Origin of the sequence: Blastomonas fulva (assembly GCF_003431825.1) — a bacterium.
GTDB classification, from domain to species: domain Bacteria; phylum Pseudomonadota; class Alphaproteobacteria; order Sphingomonadales; family Sphingomonadaceae; genus Blastomonas; species Blastomonas fulva.
On sequence record NZ_CP020083.1, the window covers coordinates 3,313,553 to 3,335,319 of the forward strand.

Sequence of the window (21,767 nt, forward strand, 5' to 3'; positions counted from 1 at the left end):
CGCGAAACACACAATCGGGAGACGATGAATGGCGACCATGACCGACGCTGCGCTCAAGGCTGATCAGCTGACAGAAGTTCTCGACCGGCAGAAGGCGGCGTTCCTTGCCGAGCTGCCCGTTCCCATGGCTGTCCGCAAGGACCGCATCAAGCGGCTGATGAAGCTGGTTCACGACAACGCCGATGCACTGGTCGCGGCGATGAGCGAGGATTTCGGCCACCGCAGCGCCGAGCAGTCGAAGATGACCGACATCGTCAGCGTGCTCAACTGCGCGCGGCACACGCTCAAGCACATGGACAGCTGGGCCAAGCCGGAAAAGCGTTCCGTGCAGTTTCTCTTGGGGCTGCTGGGCGCACGCGCACGGGTGGAATATCAGCCGCTGGGCGTTGTGGGCATCATCGCGCCGTGGAATTTCCCGATCCAGCTTTGCCTGACCCCCGCCATCGGCGCGCTTGCTGCGGGCAACCGGGTGATGATCAAGAACAGCGAATACACCGAAAAGACCTCGAACCTGCTCGCCGAACTCGGCCCGCAGTTCTTCGATGCGAGCGAAGTCGCCTTCTTCACCGGCGGACCGGACGTGGGCCAGGCGTTTTCCGAGCTGCCGTTCAACCATCTGCTGTTCACCGGCGCGACCAGCGTCGGCCACCACATCATGCGCGCTGCCGCCAAGAACCTGGTGCCGATCACGCTCGAGCTGGGCGGCAAGTCGCCTGCGATCATCGGTCGCGGGGCAGACAAGGCCAAGGCGGCGCAGCGGGTCACCATGGGCAAGATGCTCAATGCCGGCCAGATCTGCATCGCACCCGATTACCTCTATGTCCCGCGCGAGGACGAGAGCGAGATCATCGAGAACATCAAGCAGTCCGCGGGCGCCTTGTACCCGACCCTGCTGACCAACGACGACTACACCGCTGTGGTCAACGAACGCCATCACCAGCGGCTGACCGGTTATCTCGATGACGCGCGCGAAAAGGGCGCGGAGGTGATCGAGGTCAATCCGGGGAACGAGGATTTCAAATCGGCCAACAGCCGCAAGATGCCGCTGCATATTCTGCGCAACGTCACCGATGACATGAAGGTGATGCAGGACGAGATCTTCGGCCCGATCCTTCCGGTCAAGACCTACACCACGGTCGATGAGGCGATCGACTACGTCAACGGCCGTGACCGCCCGCTAGCGCTGTATTATTTCGGTGAGGACGGCGATGAGGCCAGGAAGGTCACCGATCGCACCGTTTCGGGCGGGGTCACGCTCAACGACACGATCTTCCACGTCGCGATGGAAGATTTGCCGTTCGGCGGCGTTGGCCCCTCGGGGATGGGCGCGTATCACGGGCTCGATGGCTTCCGAACCTTCAGCCATGCCAAGTCGATCTACAGCCAGCCGCGGATCGATGTGGCCAAGCTGGGCGGCTTCCTGCCACCCTATGGCGATGCGACGAAGAAGGCGATCGCGCGCGATCTGAAGCTCTGAACGAGGCCAGGATCAGCGGTGGCTTTTGCGGGTTGCAGGAATTTCCCGACCCGTTATAGGCTGCCGCTTCTTGGCGGGCGTGGTGGAATGGTAGACGCGCCGGACTCAAAATCCGGTTCCGCAAGGAGTGTGGGTTCGAGTCCCACCGCCCGCACCAAGAGCCCCTGCCCGACCGATCCAGACCACGACCCGGGCGCTTCCAGGCAAAAGGCTTGCATGGGGCAAAATCCGGCTTAGTGCCGGGCGCAGTGTTCGCTCTTGCTGGATCGCATCATGTCCCATTCCGTCTCGCCGCTCGCGCTTCCCTTTCCCCAACTTCCGGCAATCGCCGGCGTCACCCCGCATGTGGCGCGCGCGCGGTACAAGGACTGGGACCGCTGCGACCTGAGCCTTGTCGAGCTCGCCCCCGGAACGACAGTCGCCGGCGTCACCACCACCAGCAAGTGCCCCTCTCCCGAAGTCGAATGGTGCCGCAGTGCGTTGCCCCAGGGCAGCGCCCGCGCGCTGGTGGTGAGCGCAGGCAACGCCAACGCCTTTACCGGGGGCAAGGGCCGCGATGCGGTGCAGATGGTCGTCGACACGGTGTCGGCACAGCTCGGCTGCGCGGCGCAGGAGGTGTTCGTCTCGGCCACGGGGGTGATCGGCGTTCCGCTGCCACAGGACAAGGCGCGCGCGGGTCTCGACGCGGCGTTCGCCGCAGCCCCGTGCAGCTGGCGCGATCTGACCGACGCCATCGGCACCACCGATACCTTCGCCAAGGCCGCAACCACCAGCGCAATGATCGGCGACCGGCGGGTCGAACTGGTCGGTGTGATCAAGGGTTCGGGAATGATCGCGCCCGACATGGCAACGATGCTGGGCTACATCTTCACCGACGCCGCCATCGCGCCCGCGCTGCTCCAGCAGATGCTGGGCGCGGCCAACCGCAATACCTTCAACTGCATCACCGTGGACAGCGACACCTCGACCAGCGATACCGTGCTCGCCTTTGCCACCGGCCAGGCGGATCATCCCCGGCTCGAGACGATGGACAGTGTGGGCGCGGATGCGTTCGCCGCCGCGCTGGCCGATCTGTGCCGGCAGCTGGCGCATCTGGTGGTGCGCGATGGCGAAGGGGCGAGCAAGTTCATCGAGGTGCGGGTGACCGGCGCAGTGTCCGACGAGAGCGCGCACCGCATTGCGCTCTCGATCGCCAACTCGCCCCTGGTCAAAACCGCGATCGCGGGCGAGGACGCCAATTGGGGCCGCGTCGTCATGGCGGTGGGCAAGGCCGGCGAACCTGCTGAGCGCGACCTGCTCTCGATCCGCTTCGGCGGGGTCGAGGTTGCAGCCCAGGGGGTCGTCGTCGAAGGCTATGACGAAGCCCCGGTTGCGGCGCACCTCAAGGGGCAAGAGATTCTGGTCGAGGCCGGTATCGGGCTGGGACAGGGCCGCGCAACGGTGTGGACCTGCGACCTCACCCACGGCTATATCTCGATCAACGCCGACTACCGGAGCTAAGCTGAATGCTCACCATCTGGGGCCGCCTGAACTCGCATAACGTCAAGAAGGTCGTGTGGCTCACAGAGGAGATCGGGCTGGACTATGTGCGCCATGATGTCGGCGGCAAGTTCGGGATGGATGCGGCGTATGTTGCGCTCAATCCGAATGCGCTGATCCCGACGATCGAGGATGACGGGCTGGTGCTGTGGGAATCGAACGCGATCCTGCGCTATCTTGCAGCGCGCTACGCCCCGCATCTGTGGCCCGATGATCTGGAGCAGCGCGCCGCGGCGGACAAGTGGATGGACTGGCAGTTCGCCTTTGCCGATGCGCAGCGCGATGTGTTCCTGATGCTGGTGCGCAAGCCCGTCGAAGAACACGACGCCGCCGTCATTGCCAGGGGAGCGGAGACCACCGCAAGGATGATGGCGATGCTCGAGGATGTGCTGGCGAAGCAAGCCTGGCTGACCGGCGAGAACTTCGGCATCGCCGATATCCCGATGGGTACCTATGCGCATACTTGGTTCACGCTGGCGATGCCGCGACCGGATATGCCGCGCGTCAAGGCGTGGTATGACCGGCTCAAGACGCGCCCCGGCTTTGCCGCCAATGTCATGATCGCGCTGACCTGATGCACACGCTCTACACCCCCGTCTCGGACCTGATCCGCACCGTCGCGCGCGAGGTCGTGCTGCACCAATATCAGCAGCTGTCTTCGGCCCAGATCAGCGAGAAGACCCCGGGCGACCTGGTGACAATCGCCGACCAGGAAAGCGAAAGGCGGCTGAGCGCGGGGCTCGCGGCTATCCTTCCGCAGGCCAGCATCGTCGGCGAGGAAGCGGTCGAGGCTGACCCGGTGCTGATCGAACGTGTCAACGACAGCACTGCCTGGATCATTGACCCTATCGACGGCACACACAATTATGCCCATGGCCATCCGCCGTTCGGCATCATCATCGCGCTGGTCGAGCGCGGCGAGACGGTGGCGGGCTGGCTCTACGATCCGCTGGCTGACCGCATGTGCCACGCAGTGCGCGGCGGCGGCGCGTTCATCAACGATCTGCCGGTCACCGCCCGCGCGAGCGGCGAGCAGCTACCCGTCGCGGCGATCTCGACCCTGTTCATCGAGGAGCCGCGTCGTAGCGCCATCAACCGGGCGTCCGAAGGCAGGTTCCGCCTCGTCGATATCCCGCGCTGCGCCGCCGAGCAGTATCCCCGTCTGGTGCTGGGCGAAAACGATGTCACGCTGTTCGAGCGCACGCTGCCATGGGACCATGCCGCAGGCGTGCTGTTCGTCGAGGAAGCGGGCGGCAAGGCGGCGCGGCTAGACGGTTCGCGCTATCTGCCGGGCGACCGCCGCACCGGAATGATCGCCGCCGCCTCAACCCGGCTGTGGGACGAAGCGGCAGCGATACTCACTTAGGCCGGAAGTGCGCCTTCGAGCCAGCTCTTGAGCGCGTTCTTGGGCGCGGCGCCGACCTTGGTTTCGACGATCTGCCCCTTGTCGAACAGGATCATGGTCGGAATGCCGCGCACACCATACTTGGCGGGGGCATCGGGATTGTCGTCGATGTTGATCTTGGCGATCGTGACCTTGCCGGCCAGCTCCTCGCTGATCTCTTCGAGAGCCGGGCCGATCATCTTGCACGGGCCGCACCACTCCGCCCAGAAATCGACGAGCACCGGCTTGTCGGACTTGAGGACATCGGCATCGAAGCTTGCATCGCTGATTGCAGTGGTGGCCATGGGGATAACTCCTTGTTGGTGACTTGGTGTGGAATGTAAGCGCGGCAGTCGGGCCGCTCAAGGCGTGCGCCCCAACTATTCCTGTGCCGTGGCTTAGTCCAGCTTCGTCGCGGCGAGCAAAGCATCGGGCAGCACGAAAAGCTGCGGCGTCGCGGTATACAGCAACCCGGCCTCGACAACCCGCCCCGGAAAGATCAGCCGCAGCGCCGCGACATAGGCCGCCATCTGGCGGACATGCGCGATCGGCAGCTGCTCCAGACTGCGCGGCGGGCGACGGCTGGTCTTGAAATCCACCACCAGCACCCGGTCGGGCTCGATCAACAACCGGTCGACCGTTCCGGTAACGACGTTCAGCCCCACCACCGCTGCGATCGGCGCCTCGGCGAGAGCGCCTGGACCAAAGATGTCGGCCCAGTCGCGATGATCGATCACCGCGCTCACGGAATCGATGATCGCATCGGCCTCGGCACTGTCGGCCATGCCGTGCTGGCTCGCCAGCCAGCGCCGCGCGGCCTCGCGCCGCTCTTCGGGTGCCACCGCGGGTAGCCGCTCGAACAGGCTGTGCATGATCAGCCCGCGCTGGGCCGCCTTGGCGAGGTCAGCGCCCAAGATCGGGGGGCTGGCGGTGTCGTCCTTGCCAAGCGAAGACGGCGCCAGCGGGGTCGGCGGGCGCTGCTCGGGCGCGGCGGGGGTCAGCGCCCAATCCGGCAGCGCGGGTGATTCAGCAGACCGGACCTCGGCGCGCGCCTGTGCTTGGTCCGATGGCAGCGCACCGCTGCCGAAGCGGCGGAAGGCGCCATCGCCCTCGTCGCACCAGTCGCAGCCCAGCCCCATGAAGCTGCGTTCGATTGCGGCATACCAGCTTTGTTCGGGCGGTTCCTTGGCGCGCCGGCCCAGCGTTCCGCCGACATACAATTGCTCGGCCGCGCGAGTCATCGCGACGTAGAGCAGCCGCCAATGCTCCTGCATATCGGCCTCGCGCGCGGCATCGTGCGCCTCGGCAAGCGGCCCTACCCGCTCGGCCTTGGGCAGGCTGTAGACCGGCAGATCGATCGTGGCGTCGGCGCCCGTGATCTCCACCGGCCAGTCGAAGCTGCTGTCCACCTTTCGCGCCGGGTCGACACAGGCATCGGCAAGTATGACGATCGGCGCCTGCAGGCCCTTGGAGCCGTGCACGGTCATCACCCGAACCATGTCCGACTGCCCGGCCAGTTCGCGCTTGATCTCCTCGTCGCCGGCATCGAACCAGTGCAGGAACGCCTGCAGCCCGCCATCATGGCTGGAGGCGAACTTCTGCGCGAGGGACAGCAGCTCGGCAATCGGGTCCAGCGCCTCGCCGCCCAGTCGCGCGACCAGACGGGCACGACCCTGAATGGGACCGGTAAGCACCTGCTCGAGGAAATCATAGGCGGTGCCGTATTCGGCCATGCCGAGCAGCGCGTAGAGCGTCTCCAGCCGCGCCTGTAGGCCTGCGTCATCGCGCGCCTGATCGCGCAGATGCGGCCACAAAGCGCGCTTGTCCGGGCGATGGCCATAGCGAAGCAATTCTTCCTGCGTCCATCCGCACAAGGGTGATACCAGCAGCGCGGCACAGGTCAGGTCATCGAGCGGCTGCAACGCAAAGCGGATGGTCGCGACCAGATCCTGAACCGCCAGAGGCTGGCCCAGCCGCAGCCGATCGATCCCGGCAACGGGGACGCCCGCCGCATAAAGCCGCGCCACAATCAGCGACGCCAGCTCGCCGCGCCGCCGCAGCAACACCATGATATCGCCTGCACCGGCCCAGCCCGAACTGCCATCCGAGCGCCGCGCCAACCATAGCCGCTGCGGCGATGCGGGGTTCAGCCAGCCTGCGATACGGTCTGCCAGCTGATGTGCGAACCGCAGGTCCGCGCCCGACAGCCATTCCTCCGCGGCTTCGCCTTCGGCTCCGGCCTCGCTCTCGCCGTCCTCGGTCTCGACACTGTCGCCCACCGGGCGCCACAGCTCGACCACACCCGGCCCGGCACGGCCTTCGTGCAGCGGCAGCGTGTCGTCGGTAATCCCCAGGGCTGCAGGCCCCAGTTCGCCCAGCACCGCGTCGACCATGTCGAGCACCGGCTGGGTCGAACGGAAGCTGCGATCGAGGCTCAGCGCCAGGAAGGGCTGGCCTGCATCCTGCGCAAACGCACCGATGCGGTGCCGCGCGGCGGCATAATATTGCGGGCTGGTGCCCTGAAACCCGAAGATCGCCTGCTTGAAATCCCCCACCGTGAACAGCGTGCGGAAACGGTCCGCCTTGCTGCCCTGCCCAGCGAAATAGTCCGCGATCAGCCCGCCGACGATCGCCCACTGGCTGGGGTTGGTGTCCTGCGCCTCATCGACCAGCACATGGTCGAAGCGCTGATCGAGCTTGAACGCAATCCACTGCGCCATCGTGGAACCCGACAGGAGCTCTGCCGCGGCCCGGATCAGGTCGTCGAAATCGAGCAGCCCCGCCTGGCGCTTGGCTTCGGCAAAGCTCCACGCAAAGCTGCGGCCAACCTCGAGCGCGCGGGCATAATCGCGCGAAAAGCCGATCAGCGCGACATGCTCGCGCAACGAGAGCAGATCCGAGTACAGGCTCTCGGCCTTATAGGGGTAATCGGGGTCGACCTTTTTGGGCGAGGTCGTGAATGATCGCATGTTGCCGTTGGCGATCGCGACCACCGACCAGATCAGGTCAAGATGCTCGAGACGCTCGTCGTCGCCCATGTCCAGCCAGCTCTGGATGGCATCGGCGAACTTCTGCCCTGTCGCGGTGCCCCAGCGGACATGGCTCTCCTGCAGCGCTTCGAGGTTGCCGATATCGAACAGGCCATCGCTGCACAGCCGCGAAAGATCGCCGCCATCCTCATCGCGCTTCATCCCGAGGGCCGCGTTGACATAGGGCCGGATGTCGCCCTTGAGCATGTCCATGGAATCTGGCTTGGCCGCACAGCGCATCAGAAATTTTTCGGTCGCCTCTGCCCCAAGCTTCAGGCTCAGCGCTTCCAGATTGTCCGACAGCCGCGCATCGCCATTGCGTGCGGCCTCGACCAGCATCGCGCCCAGCGTGTCACGCGCCAGCTGCACCCGGTCGCGGTCCTCGATCGGGCGGAAGCCCGGCGCCAGCCCGGCCTCTTCGGGGAAGCTCGCCAGCAGCGACTGGCAGAAGCTGTGGATCGTCTGGATACGAAGGCCGCCCTGCGGCGCATCGAGCACGCGCGCGAACAGGCGGCGCGCGCGGATCAGCGTGTCGGGATCGACCGCCGCGCCGATGCAGCGCAGGTCCGCGCCCAATGCAGTATCGCTCATTCGCACCCAGGCGGCGAGCTGCGCATTGATGCGGTTTGCCATCTCGCTTGCGCCGGCCTTGGTGAACGTAAGGCACAGGATCGCATCGGGATTGACCCCGGGTTCCAGCAGCAGCCGGAACACCCGAGCGGTGAGCACCTGCGTCTTGCCGGTCCCGGCAGACGCGCTGAGCCAGACCTGATCGCAGGGCGACACTGCCAGCGCCTGGTCACCGTGCAGCGGGTGAAGACTTGCAGCAGCGCCGCTCATGCCGTGTTGCCCCCTGTGCGACCATCCTGTCGGCCGTACCATTCGGCAAGCCGCATCAGCTGGTCATATTCGGTGTAGAGCGCATGGTCGGGCACCAGCTTGGCCTCGAACGGCGCATCGCCCAATATCCAGTTGGCCAGCGCCTCGCGGAGGAACTTTTCGCTGGTCGGGACGATGGCATCGGCGGGCAGACCGCTCTTCCTGCGGCCCTGTAGCACCGGGCTGTCGATATAGCCGAAACCGGTTTCACTGTCCTTGTGGCGGGTGAGCGACCAATATTCGAAAACCCCGGCGCTGCCGGTGATCGGGGCGCGCTCGGTATCTGCGTTGAACCCGCCGCGCTCGGCCATCAGCCCCAGCAGCCCCAGTTGCAGCGCAAAGCCGGTTTCCACCTGCGCGGCAGAGGGCGGCTTGCCGGTCTTGTAATCGACTATCGCGAGGGTTCCGTCTGGCATCCGGTCGATGCGGTCGGCCTTGCCCGAAATCTTCACCCCATCGATGACCATCTCGCCGCTGCGTTCGGCATCGATCATCCTGCGTCCGGACTCGGCATTGTCGAGCGTCTGCTGGACGATCCATTCGAGCCCCGCGACCAGCCTGGGCCGCCACAGCGCCTTGATCAGCGGGTGGACGTTGGCCCGTGCAAGGAACAGATTGGCGCGCGGCACCAGCACCACGGGATCGAGCCCATCCTCCTTGTGCCAAAGCTCAAGAATCTCGTGCACCAGCGTGCCGCGCCACGCCGCACTGGGTTCGGCATCGACCGGGTCGAGCGATCGCAACGCGAGTATCCGCTTGGCATAGAAGGCGAAGGGATCGGCGCGCAGCCGATCGAGCTCGGTTACCGAGAGCCTGACTGCGCGCTGCGCGGGCGTGGGTCGCGGTGACGGCTTTTCGATTCGCACCTGTGGCATGCGCCGGTCGAGCGCGCGCGCCAGCGCCAGCGTGCCGGCATCCTCCATGTCCTTGTCGGGCGCGACCGCCTGCAGACGCAGCAGGAAGCGCGAGGCGACCGTGGGTGCGCTGCCATCGCGGCGCGCACGGGTGAGCACCACCTCGGGAGAAGCGAGCGCGCCTGCCAGATCCTGCGCCGAAAGCCCGACGCGCATCTCCAGCGGCGGCAACCCGAGCGCGTTGCGCACCATCGGTGCCAGCCAGGGATCGGGCGACGGGATCTGCGGCCATACGCCCTCGTTCAAACCGGCACAGATGACGAGATCGGCGCTCTGCAAGCGCGCCTCGAGCAGACCGTAGATCGCAACGCGCGGGTGCTTGCCAAAGGGCGGGCGCACAGCCTTCTCGGCCATCAGCCGCGACAGGATGGTTGCAGCCTGGGTGCTTGTCACCAGCGGGTCATGGCTGCCGGTGCGTGCGAGCAGTTGCTGCACAAGATCGGACGCGCAGCGCCCGGCGATGCCGTTCCAAACGGCTTGGCCGCTAAGTGCCTCGGCCGTGGCGACAATCTCGGCGATGACGCTAGACAGCGGCTGCGGATCGCGCGGGAATTGCGCGATCGGCGCCAGCAGCGCCTTGGCGCCGCCCCACCATTCGCGAAGCTCGGGTTGGCCGATGCTGGCATCGATCCCGCGCAGCCCCTGGGCGGGCCGGGGCCCGCGCAGCCTTATGTCGAGCGCGCGCACCTGATCGAGCCAGGCAAGCCTGCCCTCACCCGGCTGGGCCAGTGGATGCTTGAGCAGATCGAGCAGTTCGACCGGCGCGAAATCTTCGGCCAGGCAGTGCGCCACCGCCAGCAGGAAACGCCCCGGCGGCGTCACCGGCAAAGCCTCGCCCGCGCTGTCATCCGCCTCGATGTTCCAGCGCCTGAGATGCGCAATGATCCGCGCGGCAAGCGTGCGGTCCGGCGTCACGATCGCGATGCGGCGCGCGGGTATGTCGAGCGCCTGGCGCACCAGCAAGGCAATGGTCTGCGCTTCCTCATCGGGCGTTTCTGCTTCGATGATCCGGATGCCCTTTGTGCGGCGCTCGGTTGCCGCCAGCGTGACCCAGCGGTCGCTGAGCCTTGCGGGCAGGAAAATGCTGCGCAGCAAATTGGCGCGATCGGCGACCAGCCCGGTGCGCGGTTCGGACAGCCACGGCTGGACCTCATCGCGGCTGATGTCCATCGCGTTCAACAGCTGCTTGAGATGATATTGCGGATGGGTGATCGCGGGACGTTCGGCAGGCGGCGCTTCGCCCGGAATGGTCACCGGGACCGGCGAACCGATCGCTTCCCACAGGGCATCATCCATCTCCAGATCAAGCCCCGGAAGCACCACCATGCCCTGCGGCAGATGCGCAATGCTGCGCAGCAATCGCCCAACAGCCGGGGCTGCCGTGGTGATACCGGCGGCGATTACCGCGCTGTCGGGCGGGCTCACCCGCCAGCGCTCGGCGGTCTTGGCGAGCAACCGGTTGCGTCGTTCGGCAGGATCGATCCGCCCCTGGGTGGCAAGCTCCCGCTGCCAGGCGCGCCCCACACGGACGAACAGGTCGCGGGCCTGCGCCCAGTGGTCGGCGAGGTCGGACTCGACATCGACCGCGTCGAGCTGGTCGAGCGTCTTCTCCTCGATCTGCAACTGGTCGAGCACGCGCGCATATTCCGCCGCAAGCCTGAGAGCCTCTGCAGGGTCCTGCGCGCCGGGCCGCCCTGCGCCCTCGCGCGCGATGATCGCCGCCAGCCGGAAGCGACGCTCGAGCGGATCGACCGCAGGCGACACCATCTCGCCCTCGCCCAGCGGATCGAGCAAAGCGCCCAGGCTCTCGTCGAGATCGATATCGCCGATCAACGCCATGCGCGGCAGCAGCAGGCCGTTCGCCGCATGCCGCACCAGCGCCTCGGTGATCGCCCGCCCCGCGCGGTGGTTGGGGATCAGCAGCGTGACGCGGGCAAGGCCAAGCGGGTCCTTGCCGAATCGGCCGAGCAGCCCGCTCGCCAGAACATCCGCAAACCCGCGCTGCGCCCCGATGGCATAGACGCTGGTCTGGACAGGGTCAGGCATTCAACAGGGCCTCGGCCGTGGGCTCGATCGCGCCGGGCGTGCCGACATCGAACCACTGGCCCAGATGCGCGATGCCGTACAACCGTTCCTCGGCCATGGCGCGGTTCCACAGGATGTTGGTCGAGAATGCCCCCTCGGGAGCACCCGCCAGCAGCCGCCGCGAAAGCAGCTGGATACCGGTATAGATATAGGGCGCGACCCGCCCCGAACGGCGACGGATGATCCGGCCCATCTGGTCGAGGTGGAAATCGCCCACTCCCTGATAATTTGCCGCGCGGCTGTGCGGCACCAGCAGCAGCAGCGCATCCATGCGGCTGTCGTCCCATGCCGCGCGCAACTCGTCAAAGCACGAGCGCGCGCTCTCCAGCCAGACATTGTCGCTGTTGAGGCAGAAGAACGGATCCTCTTGAATCATCGGCAACGCCTTGACCAGCCCGCCACCGGTCTCGAGCAACTGCTCGCGTTCATCGGAGATCATCACCTCGAACGGATAATCGCGCGCCTTGAGGTGCGCCTCGAGCGCGTCGGCGAGATAATGCACGTTGACGATGACGCGCTGCATCCCGGCTTCGGCAAGGTGCGTCATGACATGGTCGATCAGCGGCTTGCCGCCCACGCGCACCAGCGGCTTGGGGGTGGTGATGGTGAGCGGCCGCATGCGCTTGCCGAGCCCGGCAGCCATCACCATCGCGGTACGCGCAAAAGGCGCGCGCGCGCTCACAGCGCGAACTCGCCGCCGAGGGTGGCGCGAGGATCGCGCAATTCTGCCGGGATATTGGCGTCAAACCAGGCTGCGACAGGCGCCAGCGAGGAGTGCTTGAGATCGCGCTCCATTGCCTCCCATACGCGCGGGATCATCAGCGGATAGCGCGGCTTGCCGTCGCGCTTCCACAGCCGCACGAAAATGCCGACGATCTTGGCATTCCGCTGCGCGCCAAGCACATGATAGGCGGTGTCGAAATCATAGGCCGGATTGGCCAGGGCGCGATAATGCGCGATCATCTCGGCCTCCAAAGCGGGTGCAACATCGCGGCGCGCATCCTGCAGCAGCGAGACCAGATCATAGGCCGGATCGCCCACCAGCGCGTCCTGGAAATCGAGCAGCCCCTGCTTGCCATCGTCCAGCAGCATGATGTTCTCGGCGTGATAATCGCGCAGCACCGTGACCTGCGGCGCAGACGCATCCATCGCATCGAGCACCTGATCCCAGGCGCGGACATAGCCCGCAACATCGACATCCAGCCCGCGCGCGGCACAATACCATTCGGTCAGCAGCCCGGCCTCGCGCTGGTAGACAGCGCGATCGTATAGCGGCACGCTGGCAGCGGGGCGCTGGTGCAGATGCGCGAGCGTTTCGATCGCCTTGGCATAGATCGTGCGCTCGGTTTCGGCGTCAGAAGCATCGACCGTCTCGCGCATGCGGACATCGCCAAAGTCCTCGAGCAGCACCAGCCCGGCTTCGGCATCGGCCGCGATGATCTCTGGCGCGCGCAGGCCATGTGCGGTCAGGTAGCGTGCGACATCGATGAACGGCCGCGGGTCTTCCTCCGGCGGCGGCGCATCCATCAGGATCGCGCGACGATCCGCCTCGATCACCCGGAAATAACGGCGAAACGAGGCATCGCCGGGGATTGGTGCGATCTCTGCACCGCCCCAACCTGCCGCCTCGGCAAAACCCCGGATAACCGAATCACGCTCGTTCAAGACCTGTCACCTGCAATCTGCTGCCAGCGCGCGTGCCAGTTCGATCCGGCCTGCGCAGTAATCGTGCGCTCGCTAGCATCGGTGCCCTCGATCCGCAATTCCAGCGTGTCCGGCCCATCAAGGCCACCAACCCGCTCGGGCCATTCGGCGATGAGCAGCGCCGGATCGCCCGCATCGAGCCCCAGCTCGTCGAGCTCCATCGCGCCATCGAGCCGGTAGAAATCGGCATGGATCACCGGAATGCGGACCTCTGGCGGATCATAGGGCAGGATCAGCGCAAAGGTCGGACTGGGCACCTCGCCAGCAAAGCCGAGCGCCAACAGGATCGCGCGCGCCAGCGTCGATTTGCCCGCGCCCAGATCACCCGACAGCGCGATGACATCCCCTGGCTGTGCGACCTCGGCCAGCGCCGTTCCCAACGCCTGCATGGCCTCCAGCGATGCGATCTGCAGCGTCATGGCATCAGGATCGTGACGATCGTTCCCGCGCCGGGCTCGCTCATCAGCTCCATCCTGCCGCCATGCGCCTCGATCAGGTTCTTCGCCAGCGGCAGACCAAGCCCGGAGCGCTTCTGCAACGGTTTTCCGCCCGCCTCGTCTGCCTGCAACACGCCATCGAGCGCGCGCGCCTGCGCGCGGGCGTCAAGCCCGGGGCCGTTGTCGGACACCACGATCCGCAACTTGCCACGGAACCGGTCACCCAGCAGCAGTACCCGGCCACCCTCCTGCGTATAGCGCAGGGCATTGTCGACCACCGCGGCAATCGCCTGGCCGAAGCGCGCACGATCGACCTCGGCGCTGCCGGGCTGGCCCTTTACGTCGAGTTCGAGCGCGATGTTGCGACCGCCCGCAAGCCCAGCCGCACCCTTTGCGACATCGACCAGCAGCGCTCCGATATCGGTCAGCTCGAGCTTCAGCGGCAGAGTGCCTGCCTGGCTCTGGCTGAGATCGAGCACCATGTTGATCTGCGCCGACAACCGTTCGACCGAATCGATGATCGCCTTGGCATAATCCTGGCCCTGTTCGGACAGCGGGCCCGCTACGCCGCTCGCGAGCAGCTCGGCAAAGCCGCCGATCGAAGTCAGCGGGGTGCGGAATTCGTAGCTCATGTTGGCGAGGAACCGCGTCTTGATCGCATCCGCCTCGACCAGAGCCTCGTTGCGCTCACGCAGCGCGTCTTCCATCTTCTTGGCGTCGGACACGTCGATCATCGTGAACAATGCGCTGGCATCGGGCAGCGGGATGCCGACGAAATCGAACACCCGGCCATCCTTCATCACCAGCTGGCCCGCGCGCTGCACCCGGTCGAGCGTTGCTGCGCGGATGACCTCGCGCAGCGCGGATATCTGTGCAGGCCGCTTGAGGCGCGGCGCTATCGCCTTGAGCAGCTCGTCGGCACGCGGATGCTGGGCGAGCACGCCCTCCTCGACATCCCACACCGCACCGAACCGCGTATTCCACAGATGCAACCGGCCATCCGATGTGAACACCGCCAGCGCCTCGAACAGGTTGTTGAAGGTCGCGGTGCGCACGCGCAGCAATGTGTCGCGTGCGCTCGCCAGCTGCACCTGCTCGGTCCGATCCTCGAACACCAGCAGCAGGCCGTTGTCGGGGGTGGGCTGGGCAATGGCGCGCAGGTGCGTGCCATCGGGGATCAGCCAGACCTCTTCCTTGGGCTCGGCCGAATGGAACCATTCGCGCTTCTCGTCGCGCCAGACGGGGAAATCGCGGACCTCGGGCACCCGCCCCGCCTCGCGCATCCGGTCGATCAGCCGTTCGAACTCCAGCCCGTCCTGTAGCCATTGCGGCTTGAGTGCGAACATTCGCACGAACGGCTGGTTGACGAAGATCAGACGGCGCTGCGCGTCGAACTGCGCCACGCCTGCCGAAAGGTTGTCGAGCATGTCGCGCTGCGCATCGCGGAACCGGTCGGTTGCCTGTCGCGCGAGGATGAGATCGTGGACATCGATCGCATACCCCGCAACGCCCCTGCCCCTGATCGGCAGATCGACGATCTCCATCGCGCGGCGGGTTCCGGCAATCGTGGTGGTGACGGTGCGGCTCGAGGGCGCGTTGCTCTCGATCGCGCGCGCGGCGACCGCCATCGGGGTGAGCCCGTCGATGGTTTCGACCAGCTCCTGCCCCGCCTGCACCACGTCCGCCGCATCCTGCCCGCCGACCGCGCGGACATAGGCGGTGTTGACCAGCAGCAGCGAGAGATCCTCGCGGCGGAACCACATCGGGATCGGCGCGGCCTCGATCAGCCCGGACAGCGCATCGAACGCGCGCTTGGCTTCTGCCTCGGCATCGGCGAGCGCGGCCATGCGCGTTTCGCTTTCGGTCGCGTCGTAGAGCCACAGCAGCACCGCCCCCGGCGCGATCGTCTGCGGGTCGGCTAGCTTGCCTTCGATCCGCAGCCGCCGGTTCGACCCCAGAGCGGTGACCGCGGTCTCGAACGGCGCACCGCTCTTCTGCGCGGTGGTGATCTGCTTGCCCAAGGCGTCGAGCGCATCGCGCGGCAGGCCCTTGTCCTCCTGCGCCAGCTCGGACAGATACGGCGGCAGTTTGGCAAGGCCCAGCCAGCGCGCGACCTTTTCAGGTCCCTCGATCCGCGAATCCGACCGCACGATCAGCGGGACTGCGGGCCCTGAATCGACCAGCCGCGTGAGCCTGCGCAACTGGCGCCGCGCGGTGCTGGCCGACCTTCGCATCTGCAGCCCGGTCACCAGTGCCCAGATCGCTGCGCCGGTCCAGCCTGCGAAGACAAGCGCAATCACCAGCATGCTGCCGTTGCCGATCAGCATGGCCGAATCGCCGCATATTGGTTGTTTGAAATCGCCCGCGTCATTGCTGTTGGCCGTAGCTCAATTTGGTGGCTGCGCAAAATGCCGAACGCTTTTGCATAAAGCCAATCGCACGACTGCAAAGCCTCCCTCTCTACCCGTCATGCTGAACTTGGCTCAGCACCCATCTGTCCGCAGCATCTGATGCTATAGTCGGCGAAATGGGCCCTGAAACAAGTTCAGGGTGACGGGAACAGAAATCGGCTGGCACGGCCGGGCTGGCTTCGTCCCCTACTTTTCCCAGTACCACTTCTTCAGCATCGCAGTGCCGGTCACGGTCTCGTTCATCGTCGGCACGTCGTAGAGCCGCCCGTTGAGCATGACGTGGGTGATCTTGTCGGACTGGCGGATATCGGCAACCGGGTCGCCATCGATGATCACCATGTCCGCGAGCTTGCCCGGCTCGATCGACCCGATGTCCTTGTCGAAGCCCAGCGAGCGAGCCCCGCTGATGGTTGCGGTGCGCAGCGCCTCGAGCGGGGTCATGCCGCCCTTGACGAAGCTCCACAGCTCCCAGTGCGATGCGAGCCCTTCTTCCTGGCCGTGCGCGCCGATGCCCACGGGGACCCCGCGCCGCGCCAGCGCCAGCGCTTCACGCGCCGATGCGGTATCGGAATAATCCTCCTCGGGCGCAATCTCGCGGCGCACAGACGTTGCCTCGAGACGGCGGCGCGGAACGTGTCTGCTCAGGATAGGGTGGCTCCAGACATCCATATGGCTGCGCCAATAGGGGTCAGCCGCCGGACCGCCATAGGTCACCACCAAAGTCGGTGTGTAACCAACCTTGCTCTGCGCGAAGAAGCTGCGGACATCCTCGTACAGCGTCTCCATCGGAATGTTGTGTTCCAGCGTGGTGTTGCCATCGGCAATCAGCGAGATGTCCATCCCGAACAATGATCCGCCCTCGGCGACGCTGGCCAGGTTGTCGGCCTGCGCCGCTGCGACCACCTGCTGGCGCTGATCGCGCCGGGGCTGGTTGTAGTTCTTGACGCTGTGCGCGCCCTGCAGTTTCAGCCGCGTGGTGTGCGCTCGGGCATCGGCGAGGCTGTCGATCTCGGCAAAAACCCCTGCGGCCTTTGCGCCATAGACGATCTCGCCGGTCGAGAAGATCCGCGGTGCAAGATATTTGCCCGCGCGCTGATAGCTGGCGGCGGGGAAGATTTCCGCCGCCGAGTTGCTGGGATCGTGAATTGTGGTGACCCCCAGCGCGAGATGCGCAACCGCATTCCAGTTCTGCTGCGGAATGATGTCGTCCTGCCCCTGCGGGCCGTGCGCATGCGCATCGATCAACCCGGGGATGATGGTCTTGCCCGCGACATCCACGGTCTGCGCGCCTGCCGGGACAGCGACGTTCGCTCCCACCGCAAGGATACGGTTATCGCGCACCACCACAGTGCCGCGTTCGATGATGCCGCCTGCGTCATTCGCCATCGTCACGATGCGCGCATTGGTGAACGCGACCGTGCCCGAAGGCTTGTCCGCCGGTGCGGTGACATTGATCGCGACGCCGGTCTTGGGCGCTGCGAACTTTGCGTCCGCCTTGCCAACCGGGCCCGGTGCGATCGCGCGCGCCGGATCGGCCGAATAGACGACGGGCCCCAGCGACCAATTGAGCTGGCGGCCACCATGGCTCCATTGGAGGAAGGTCGCCCCGCCCTCGCTCACCTGCACCGCAGGCAGCGCCCCGCCGCCCCGGCCTGCGCCCAGATCTACCGCGCCTGCCATGAACGGCATCACGAACGCAGCGTAATTCTGGCGGAAGGCAAGCGTGCGGCCGTCGGGGGCCAGCGCATAGCCGCTGACCATCTCGCCGCTTGCATGCGTGCGCTCGGCTTCGCCGTTAAGATCGGTGCTGACCAGCGCGAGCTTGCCGCCCGCACCGCGGCTGAAATATACCCGGTCGGATGTCGCGCCAAAATGCGGTTCGCCGCCATCGGGCGTGATCCGGCGGGTCTCACCGCTGGCGATATCGACCAGATAGATGCCAGGCGCCGCGCCCCAGGCGTCCGACGTCAGGCCACCCCCGCCGCCGGCTTCATAGACCACCGAGCGGCCATCGGGCGAGAATTGCGGACGCCGATAGTGCCCCGGCGTCTTGCTGATCGTCCGAGCCTCGCCGCCGCCTGCGCCTACGACGCGGAGCTCGCCCAGCCGGGCATCGTCCCAGCTGACATAGACGATCTGGCTGCCATCGCGCGAATAGGACGGGAACAGCTCGAAATCGCTGCCGCCATTGCTGACCAGCGGCTGCACCGAACCGCCGCTGGCGGGCTGCTGGTGGAGCTTGCCCAGCGCCTCGAACACCATGCGGCTGCCATCGGGCGAGACGCTGGCAAAGCGCGGCATCGTCACCGCCACGGTATCGGGGGCGACGGGTTTTTGCGGGCGAATAGGGTCGATGATCGTACGGGTGTCGTTGATGCTGAACGGGATCACGCTCTCGCCACCGCTCGCCACATCAACCGAGTGGATCTTGCCGCCCGCCCAGAAGATCACCTTGCCGCTGTCCGGGGTCCAGCCCATGTTCGGATAGACGCCATGCACCGCCCAGGTTTCCTGGACGTCGCGGTCCATTGCGTCATAGATCTTGCGCTCTTCGCCGGTCTGCATGTCGCGAACGTAGAGCTTGGTCTTGGCGCGTTCGCGCCGGACGAAGGCGAGGTAGCGGCCATCAGGCGATGGCTGGGGCCGGGCCGCGCCGCCGGGACCGCCCGTCACCCGCTCGACCTTGCCGGTGACCATGTCATAGCGTTCGATCACGAAGAGCTGGCCGTTGGAATCCTGCGCGTATTCGAAGATCGGACCGCCGGTGGCATCTTTGCTGTAGAAGATACCCTTGCCATCGGGCGCGAACATCGGCTCGCCAAGCTCCTTCTGGTGGACTTCGCTGGGGCGCTTGACCAGCGGAACGCCGTTTCCGCCGCTGATGTGGTAAAGCCAAAGCTCGCCGGTGCCCAGCGAGCGCCCGGTGGTGAAGTGCTTGCGCGCGACGATATACTGGCCGTCGGGGCTCCAGCTGGGGTTGTTGAGCAGCCGGAACGTCTCCTTGGTCAGCTGGCGCTTGTCCGAACCATCGGCGTTCATGACCCAGATGTTGTCGCCGCCGCCGCGATCCGAGGTGAAGGCGATGCGGCTGCCATCGGGCGAGAAGCGCGGGTGCTGCTCATAGGCCAGCCCCTCTGCGATGCGAGTCGCAGCCCCGCCGCTCATCGGCATGGTGTAGATATCGCCCAGCAGATCGAACACGATCCGGCTGCCATCGGGGCTGACATCCAGGTTCATCCAGGTGCCTTCATCGACCTTGATCGGGATAGTGCGCGTCTTCATCGGCGGCGCGTTGACGTCCCAGCTGGCGGTCTTGTCCGCAGGCTTGCCCTGGGCCAGCGCGGGCATGGACAGGGCCAGCGCCGCGATGGCGGCGGACAGATGCAGTGCTTTCATGGTGATGTTCCCCGGAGTGTTTTTTCGTATACGCTCAGGCTAGCCGCGCCAACGCCAAGCGCAATCGGAAAACGAAGGTAGCGCGGTGAATGGAGGCGGGGCGCAATGCCTCGCCCCTCCCGCAGGCGGGAGGGGTGGACGAGCCGCAGGCGAGGCCGGGGTTGGCCTGAACAGCCAATTGTGCTCCCAGCCCACCCCGGTCCGGCAAGCCGGACCTGCCCCTCCCGCAAGCGGGAGGGGAGAATATGCTCCGCTAGGGCAGGCACCCAAGCGCAAAAAAGCCCGCCTCGCGCAATGCGAAGCGGGCTTTTCAATCTTAATCCCCCGCGGTCAGCGGGATAGCCGCATCAGTAGCGGTATTCGTCCTTCTTGAACGGACCGGCGAGCGGAACGTCGATGTATTCGGCCTGTTCCTTGGTCAGTTCGGTCAGCTTGACGCCGAGCTTTTCGAGGTGAAGGCGCGCGACCTTTTCGTCGAGGTGCTTGGGCAGAACGTAGACGTCGTTCTGGTACTTGTTGGCACCCTTGAACAGTTCGATCTGCGCCAGCACCTGGTTGGTGAAGCTGGCCGACATCACGAAGCTGGGGTGGCCGGTGGCGTTGCCGAGGTTGAGCAGACGGCCCTTTGACAGCATGATGATGCGCTTGCCGCCGGGGAATTCGATCATGTCGACCTGCGGCTTGATCTCGGTCCACTTCATGTTTTCCAGCGCGCTGATCTGGATTTCATTGTCGAAGTGGCCGATGTTGCCGACGATCGCCATGTCCTTCATGGCGCGCATGTGATCGATGGTGATCACGTCCTTGTTGCCGGTGGTGGTGACGAAGATGTCGGCGGTGCCGACCACGTCTTCCAGCGTCTGCACCGCAAAGCCGTCCATCGCCGCCTGAAGCGCGCAGATGGGATCGATTTCGGTGACGATGACGCGAGCGCCGGCGCCCTGCAGCGATGCTGCCGAACCCTTGCCCACATCGCCATAGCCGCACACGACGGCGACCTTGCCGGCCATCATCACGTCGGTGCCGCGACGGATGCCGTCAACCAGCGATTCCTTGCAGCCGTACTTGTTGTCGAACTTCGACTTGGTGACCGAATCGTTCACGTTGATCGCGGGGAAAGGCAGCTTGCCCTTCTTGGCGAGGTCATACAGGCGGTGGACGCCCGTGGTGGTCTCTTCCGAAACGCCCTTGATCGCCTCCACCGTCTTGGTGAGGTATCCCGGGGTCTGTGCCAGACGACGCTTCAGGATCTTGACGAAAAATTCTTCTTCCTCGTTCGAAGGCGTGAACAGCTCTTCACCGGCTTCGACGCGCGCGCCCCAGAGTGCGAACATGGTGGCATCGCCGCCATCGTCGAGGATCAGATTGCAGGTGTTGCCTTCTTCAGCGCCCCAATCGAAGATGCGGTCAACATATTCCCAATACTCTTCCAGGCTCTCACCCTTGATGGCGAAAACCGGGATGCCCTGCGCGGCGATTGCGGCAGCGGCGTGGTCCTGGGTCGAATAGATGTTGCAGGTGGCCCAGCGCACTTCGGCGCCCAGCGCGACCAGTGTCTCGATGAGAACGGCGGTCTGGATCGTCATGTGCAGCGATCCGGTGATCTTGGCGCCCTTGAGCGGCTGTTCAGAGCGATATTCTTCGCGGATGGCCATCAGGCCAGGCATTTCGGTTTCCGCGATGGTGATTTCCTTGCGGCCGAAATCGGCAAGCGCAATGTCGGCGACGACATAATCGGGGCGGTCGAGGGTCGGGGCACTGGCCACGTAAATTCTCCTGAGTCAAACGGCCGATGCGCCAACAGGGCCATCGGAAACTGCCGTCCCCATAGCCAGAGTCGGCGATACAGGCAAATATAAAGATTCCTTTATATGACATTTCAGCCCGAGCCAGCGCTGCCACAGCGCCGATGATCGCGACCCTTGCCTGTCCGAGCCCCCTTGCATTGCCGCGCCATCACGACAACATGCAGCCAGCAGTGCAACCACAGCAGGAGACATTCCATGATCAAAGTCGGCGACACCATTCCCAACACCAAATTCGTCCGCGCCACCGCCGAAGGCCCGCAGCAGGTCGAGGCGAAGGATTTCTTCGCCGGCAAGACCGTGGCGCTGTTCTCGGTTCCCGGTGCGTTCACCCCGACCTGTTCGGCGCGCCACCTGCCTGGCTTCGTGGAAAAGGCCGATGCGCTGAAGGCCAAAGGCGTCGACGAGATCGCCTGCACCGCGGTCAACGACGCGTTCGTGATGGGCGCCTGGGGCAAGTCGGCCAACGCCGATTCCATTGCGATGCTCGCCGATGGCAATGGCGATTTTGCTGACGCGGTCGGCCTGACCATGGACGGCAGCGGCTTCGGCATGGGCAAGCGCGGCCAGCGCTTCGCCATGGTCGTCAAGGACGGCGTGGTGGAAAAATTGTTCGTCGAAGAGCCCGGCGACTTCAAGGTCAGCAGCGCGGACTACATGCTCGAGCAGCTCTGATTGCAAAAAAGCCCTCTCCCCTTGGGGGAGAG

General features: G+C 65.5%; 14 protein-coding genes and 1 tRNA gene. 6 read left to right on the plus strand and 9 right to left on the minus strand.

Annotated features, from left to right (window positions below; genetic code table 11):
• Positions 1-28: 28 nt before the first annotated feature.
• The 5 genes from B5J99_RS15780 (at position 29) to B5J99_RS15800 (ending at position 4,382) form a co-directional block, all read left to right on the plus strand.
• On the plus strand, positions 29-1,477 hold the full coding sequence (locus B5J99_RS15780) for a coniferyl aldehyde dehydrogenase (RefSeq protein WP_117352936.1): 1,449 nt from the start codon (positions 29-31) through the stop codon (positions 1,475-1,477).
• A gap of 73 nt (positions 1,478-1,550) precedes the next feature.
• Positions 1,551-1,634, plus strand: a tRNA-Leu gene (locus B5J99_RS15785).
• Between the two features lie 116 nt (positions 1,635-1,750).
• Positions 1,751-2,977, plus strand: a complete 1,227-nt coding sequence (gene argJ, locus B5J99_RS15790) for a bifunctional glutamate N-acetyltransferase/amino-acid acetyltransferase ArgJ (protein ID WP_117353555.1) — start codon at positions 1,751-1,753, stop codon at positions 2,975-2,977.
• Positions 2,978-2,982: 5 nt separating this feature from the next.
• Positions 2,983-3,591 carry a glutathione S-transferase family protein gene (locus tag B5J99_RS15795; RefSeq protein WP_117352937.1) on the plus strand — a complete coding sequence of 203 codons (609 nt, stop codon included), beginning with the start codon at positions 2,983-2,985 and terminating at the stop codon, positions 3,589-3,591.
• On the plus strand, positions 3,591-4,382 hold the full coding sequence (locus B5J99_RS15800) for an inositol monophosphatase family protein (RefSeq protein WP_117352938.1): 792 nt from the start codon (positions 3,591-3,593) through the stop codon (positions 4,380-4,382). Before B5J99_RS15795 ends, B5J99_RS15800 begins: the two co-directional genes overlap by 1 nt.
• Here the strand turns inward: B5J99_RS15800 and trxA are convergent.
• From trxA to ahcY, 9 genes are all read right to left on the minus strand, one after another.
• Complete coding sequence (gene trxA, locus B5J99_RS15805; RefSeq protein ID WP_117352939.1) at positions 4,379-4,705, minus strand: thioredoxin TrxA; 327 nt, start codon at positions 4,703-4,705, stop codon at positions 4,379-4,381. The two genes, B5J99_RS15800 and trxA, sit on opposite strands and share 4 nt — an antisense overlap.
• A gap of 93 nt (positions 4,706-4,798) precedes the next feature.
• Positions 4,799-8,269 carry a double-strand break repair helicase AddA gene (gene addA / locus B5J99_RS15810; protein WP_117352940.1) on the minus strand — a complete coding sequence of 1,157 codons (3,471 nt, stop codon included), beginning with the start codon at positions 8,267-8,269 and terminating at the stop codon, positions 4,799-4,801.
• Positions 8,266-11,268: a PD-(D/E)XK nuclease family protein gene (locus B5J99_RS15815; protein WP_117352941.1), complete on the minus strand. Its 3,003-nt coding sequence runs from the start codon at positions 11,266-11,268 to the stop codon at positions 8,266-8,268. The genes addA and B5J99_RS15815 overlap by 4 nt, the downstream gene beginning before the upstream one ends.
• Complete coding sequence (locus B5J99_RS15820; RefSeq protein ID WP_117353556.1) at positions 11,261-11,956, minus strand: nucleotidyltransferase family protein; 696 nt, start codon at positions 11,954-11,956, stop codon at positions 11,261-11,263. The genes B5J99_RS15815 and B5J99_RS15820 overlap by 8 nt, the downstream gene beginning before the upstream one ends.
• 29 nt (positions 11,957-11,985) lie before the next feature.
• Positions 11,986-12,972, minus strand: a complete 987-nt coding sequence (locus B5J99_RS15825; RefSeq protein WP_117352942.1) for an aminoglycoside phosphotransferase family protein — start codon at positions 12,970-12,972, stop codon at positions 11,986-11,988.
• Positions 12,969-13,430, minus strand: coding sequence for a tRNA (adenosine(37)-N6)-threonylcarbamoyltransferase complex ATPase subunit type 1 TsaE (gene tsaE, locus B5J99_RS15830; RefSeq protein ID WP_117352943.1), 462 nt, complete (start codon positions 13,428-13,430; stop codon positions 12,969-12,971). Before tsaE ends, B5J99_RS15825 begins: the two co-directional genes overlap by 4 nt.
• Positions 13,427-15,775, minus strand: coding sequence for a sensor histidine kinase (locus B5J99_RS15835; protein ID WP_117352944.1), 2,349 nt, complete (start codon positions 15,773-15,775; stop codon positions 13,427-13,429). Before B5J99_RS15835 ends, tsaE begins: the two co-directional genes overlap by 4 nt.
• A 270-nt stretch (positions 15,776-16,045) precedes the next feature.
• Positions 16,046-19,207 carry an amidohydrolase family protein gene (locus tag B5J99_RS15840; RefSeq protein WP_117353557.1) on the minus strand — a complete coding sequence of 1,054 codons (3,162 nt, stop codon included), beginning with the start codon at positions 19,205-19,207 and terminating at the stop codon, positions 16,046-16,048.
• A gap of 395 nt (positions 19,208-19,602) precedes the next feature.
• Positions 19,603-21,021: an adenosylhomocysteinase gene (gene ahcY / locus B5J99_RS15845; protein ID WP_117352945.1), complete on the minus strand. Its 1,419-nt coding sequence runs from the start codon at positions 21,019-21,021 to the stop codon at positions 19,603-19,605.
• Between the two features lie 237 nt (positions 21,022-21,258).
• Here ahcY and B5J99_RS15850 point away from each other — a divergent pair, with 237 nt between their 5' ends.
• The gene (locus B5J99_RS15850) at positions 21,259-21,735 is read left to right on the plus strand and encodes a peroxiredoxin (RefSeq protein WP_117352946.1); all 477 of its coding nucleotides are present in this window, start codon (positions 21,259-21,261) and stop codon (positions 21,733-21,735) included.
• Positions 21,736-21,767 lie beyond the last annotated feature (32 nt).

Bases quoted from the DNA above. Each gene is read 5' to 3' on its own strand.
- addA (WP_117352940.1), bottom strand. From the start codon at position 8,269: ATGAGCGGCGCTGCTGCAAGTCTTCACCCGCTGCACGGTGACCAGGCG.
- B5J99_RS15835 (WP_117352944.1), bottom strand. From the start codon at position 15,775: ATGCTGATCGGCAACGGCAGCATGCTGGTGATTGCGCTTGTCTTCGCA.
- B5J99_RS15850 (WP_117352946.1), top strand. From the start codon at position 21,259: ATGATCAAAGTCGGCGACACCATTCCCAACACCAAATTCGTCCGCGCC.
- trxA (WP_117352939.1), bottom strand. From the start codon at position 4,705: ATGGCCACCACTGCAATCAGCGATGCAAGCTTCGATGCCGATGTCCTC.
- tsaE (WP_117352943.1), bottom strand. From the start codon at position 13,430: ATGACGCTGCAGATCGCATCGCTGGAGGCCATGCAGGCGTTGGGAACG.
- B5J99_RS15795 (WP_117352937.1), top strand. From the start codon at position 2,983: ATGCTCACCATCTGGGGCCGCCTGAACTCGCATAACGTCAAGAAGGTC.
- B5J99_RS15780 (WP_117352936.1), top strand. From the start codon at position 29: ATGGCGACCATGACCGACGCTGCGCTCAAGGCTGATCAGCTGACAGAA.
- B5J99_RS15820 (WP_117353556.1), bottom strand. From the start codon at position 11,956: ATGGTGATGGCTGCCGGGCTCGGCAAGCGCATGCGGCCGCTCACCATC.
- B5J99_RS15840 (WP_117353557.1), bottom strand. From the start codon at position 19,207: ATGCCCGCGCTGGCCCAGGGCAAGCCTGCGGACAAGACCGCCAGCTGG.
- B5J99_RS15800 (WP_117352938.1), top strand. From the start codon at position 3,591: ATGCACACGCTCTACACCCCCGTCTCGGACCTGATCCGCACCGTCGCG.
- argJ (WP_117353555.1), top strand. From the start codon at position 1,751: ATGTCCCATTCCGTCTCGCCGCTCGCGCTTCCCTTTCCCCAACTTCCG.
- B5J99_RS15815 (WP_117352941.1), bottom strand. From the start codon at position 11,268: ATGCCTGACCCTGTCCAGACCAGCGTCTATGCCATCGGGGCGCAGCGC.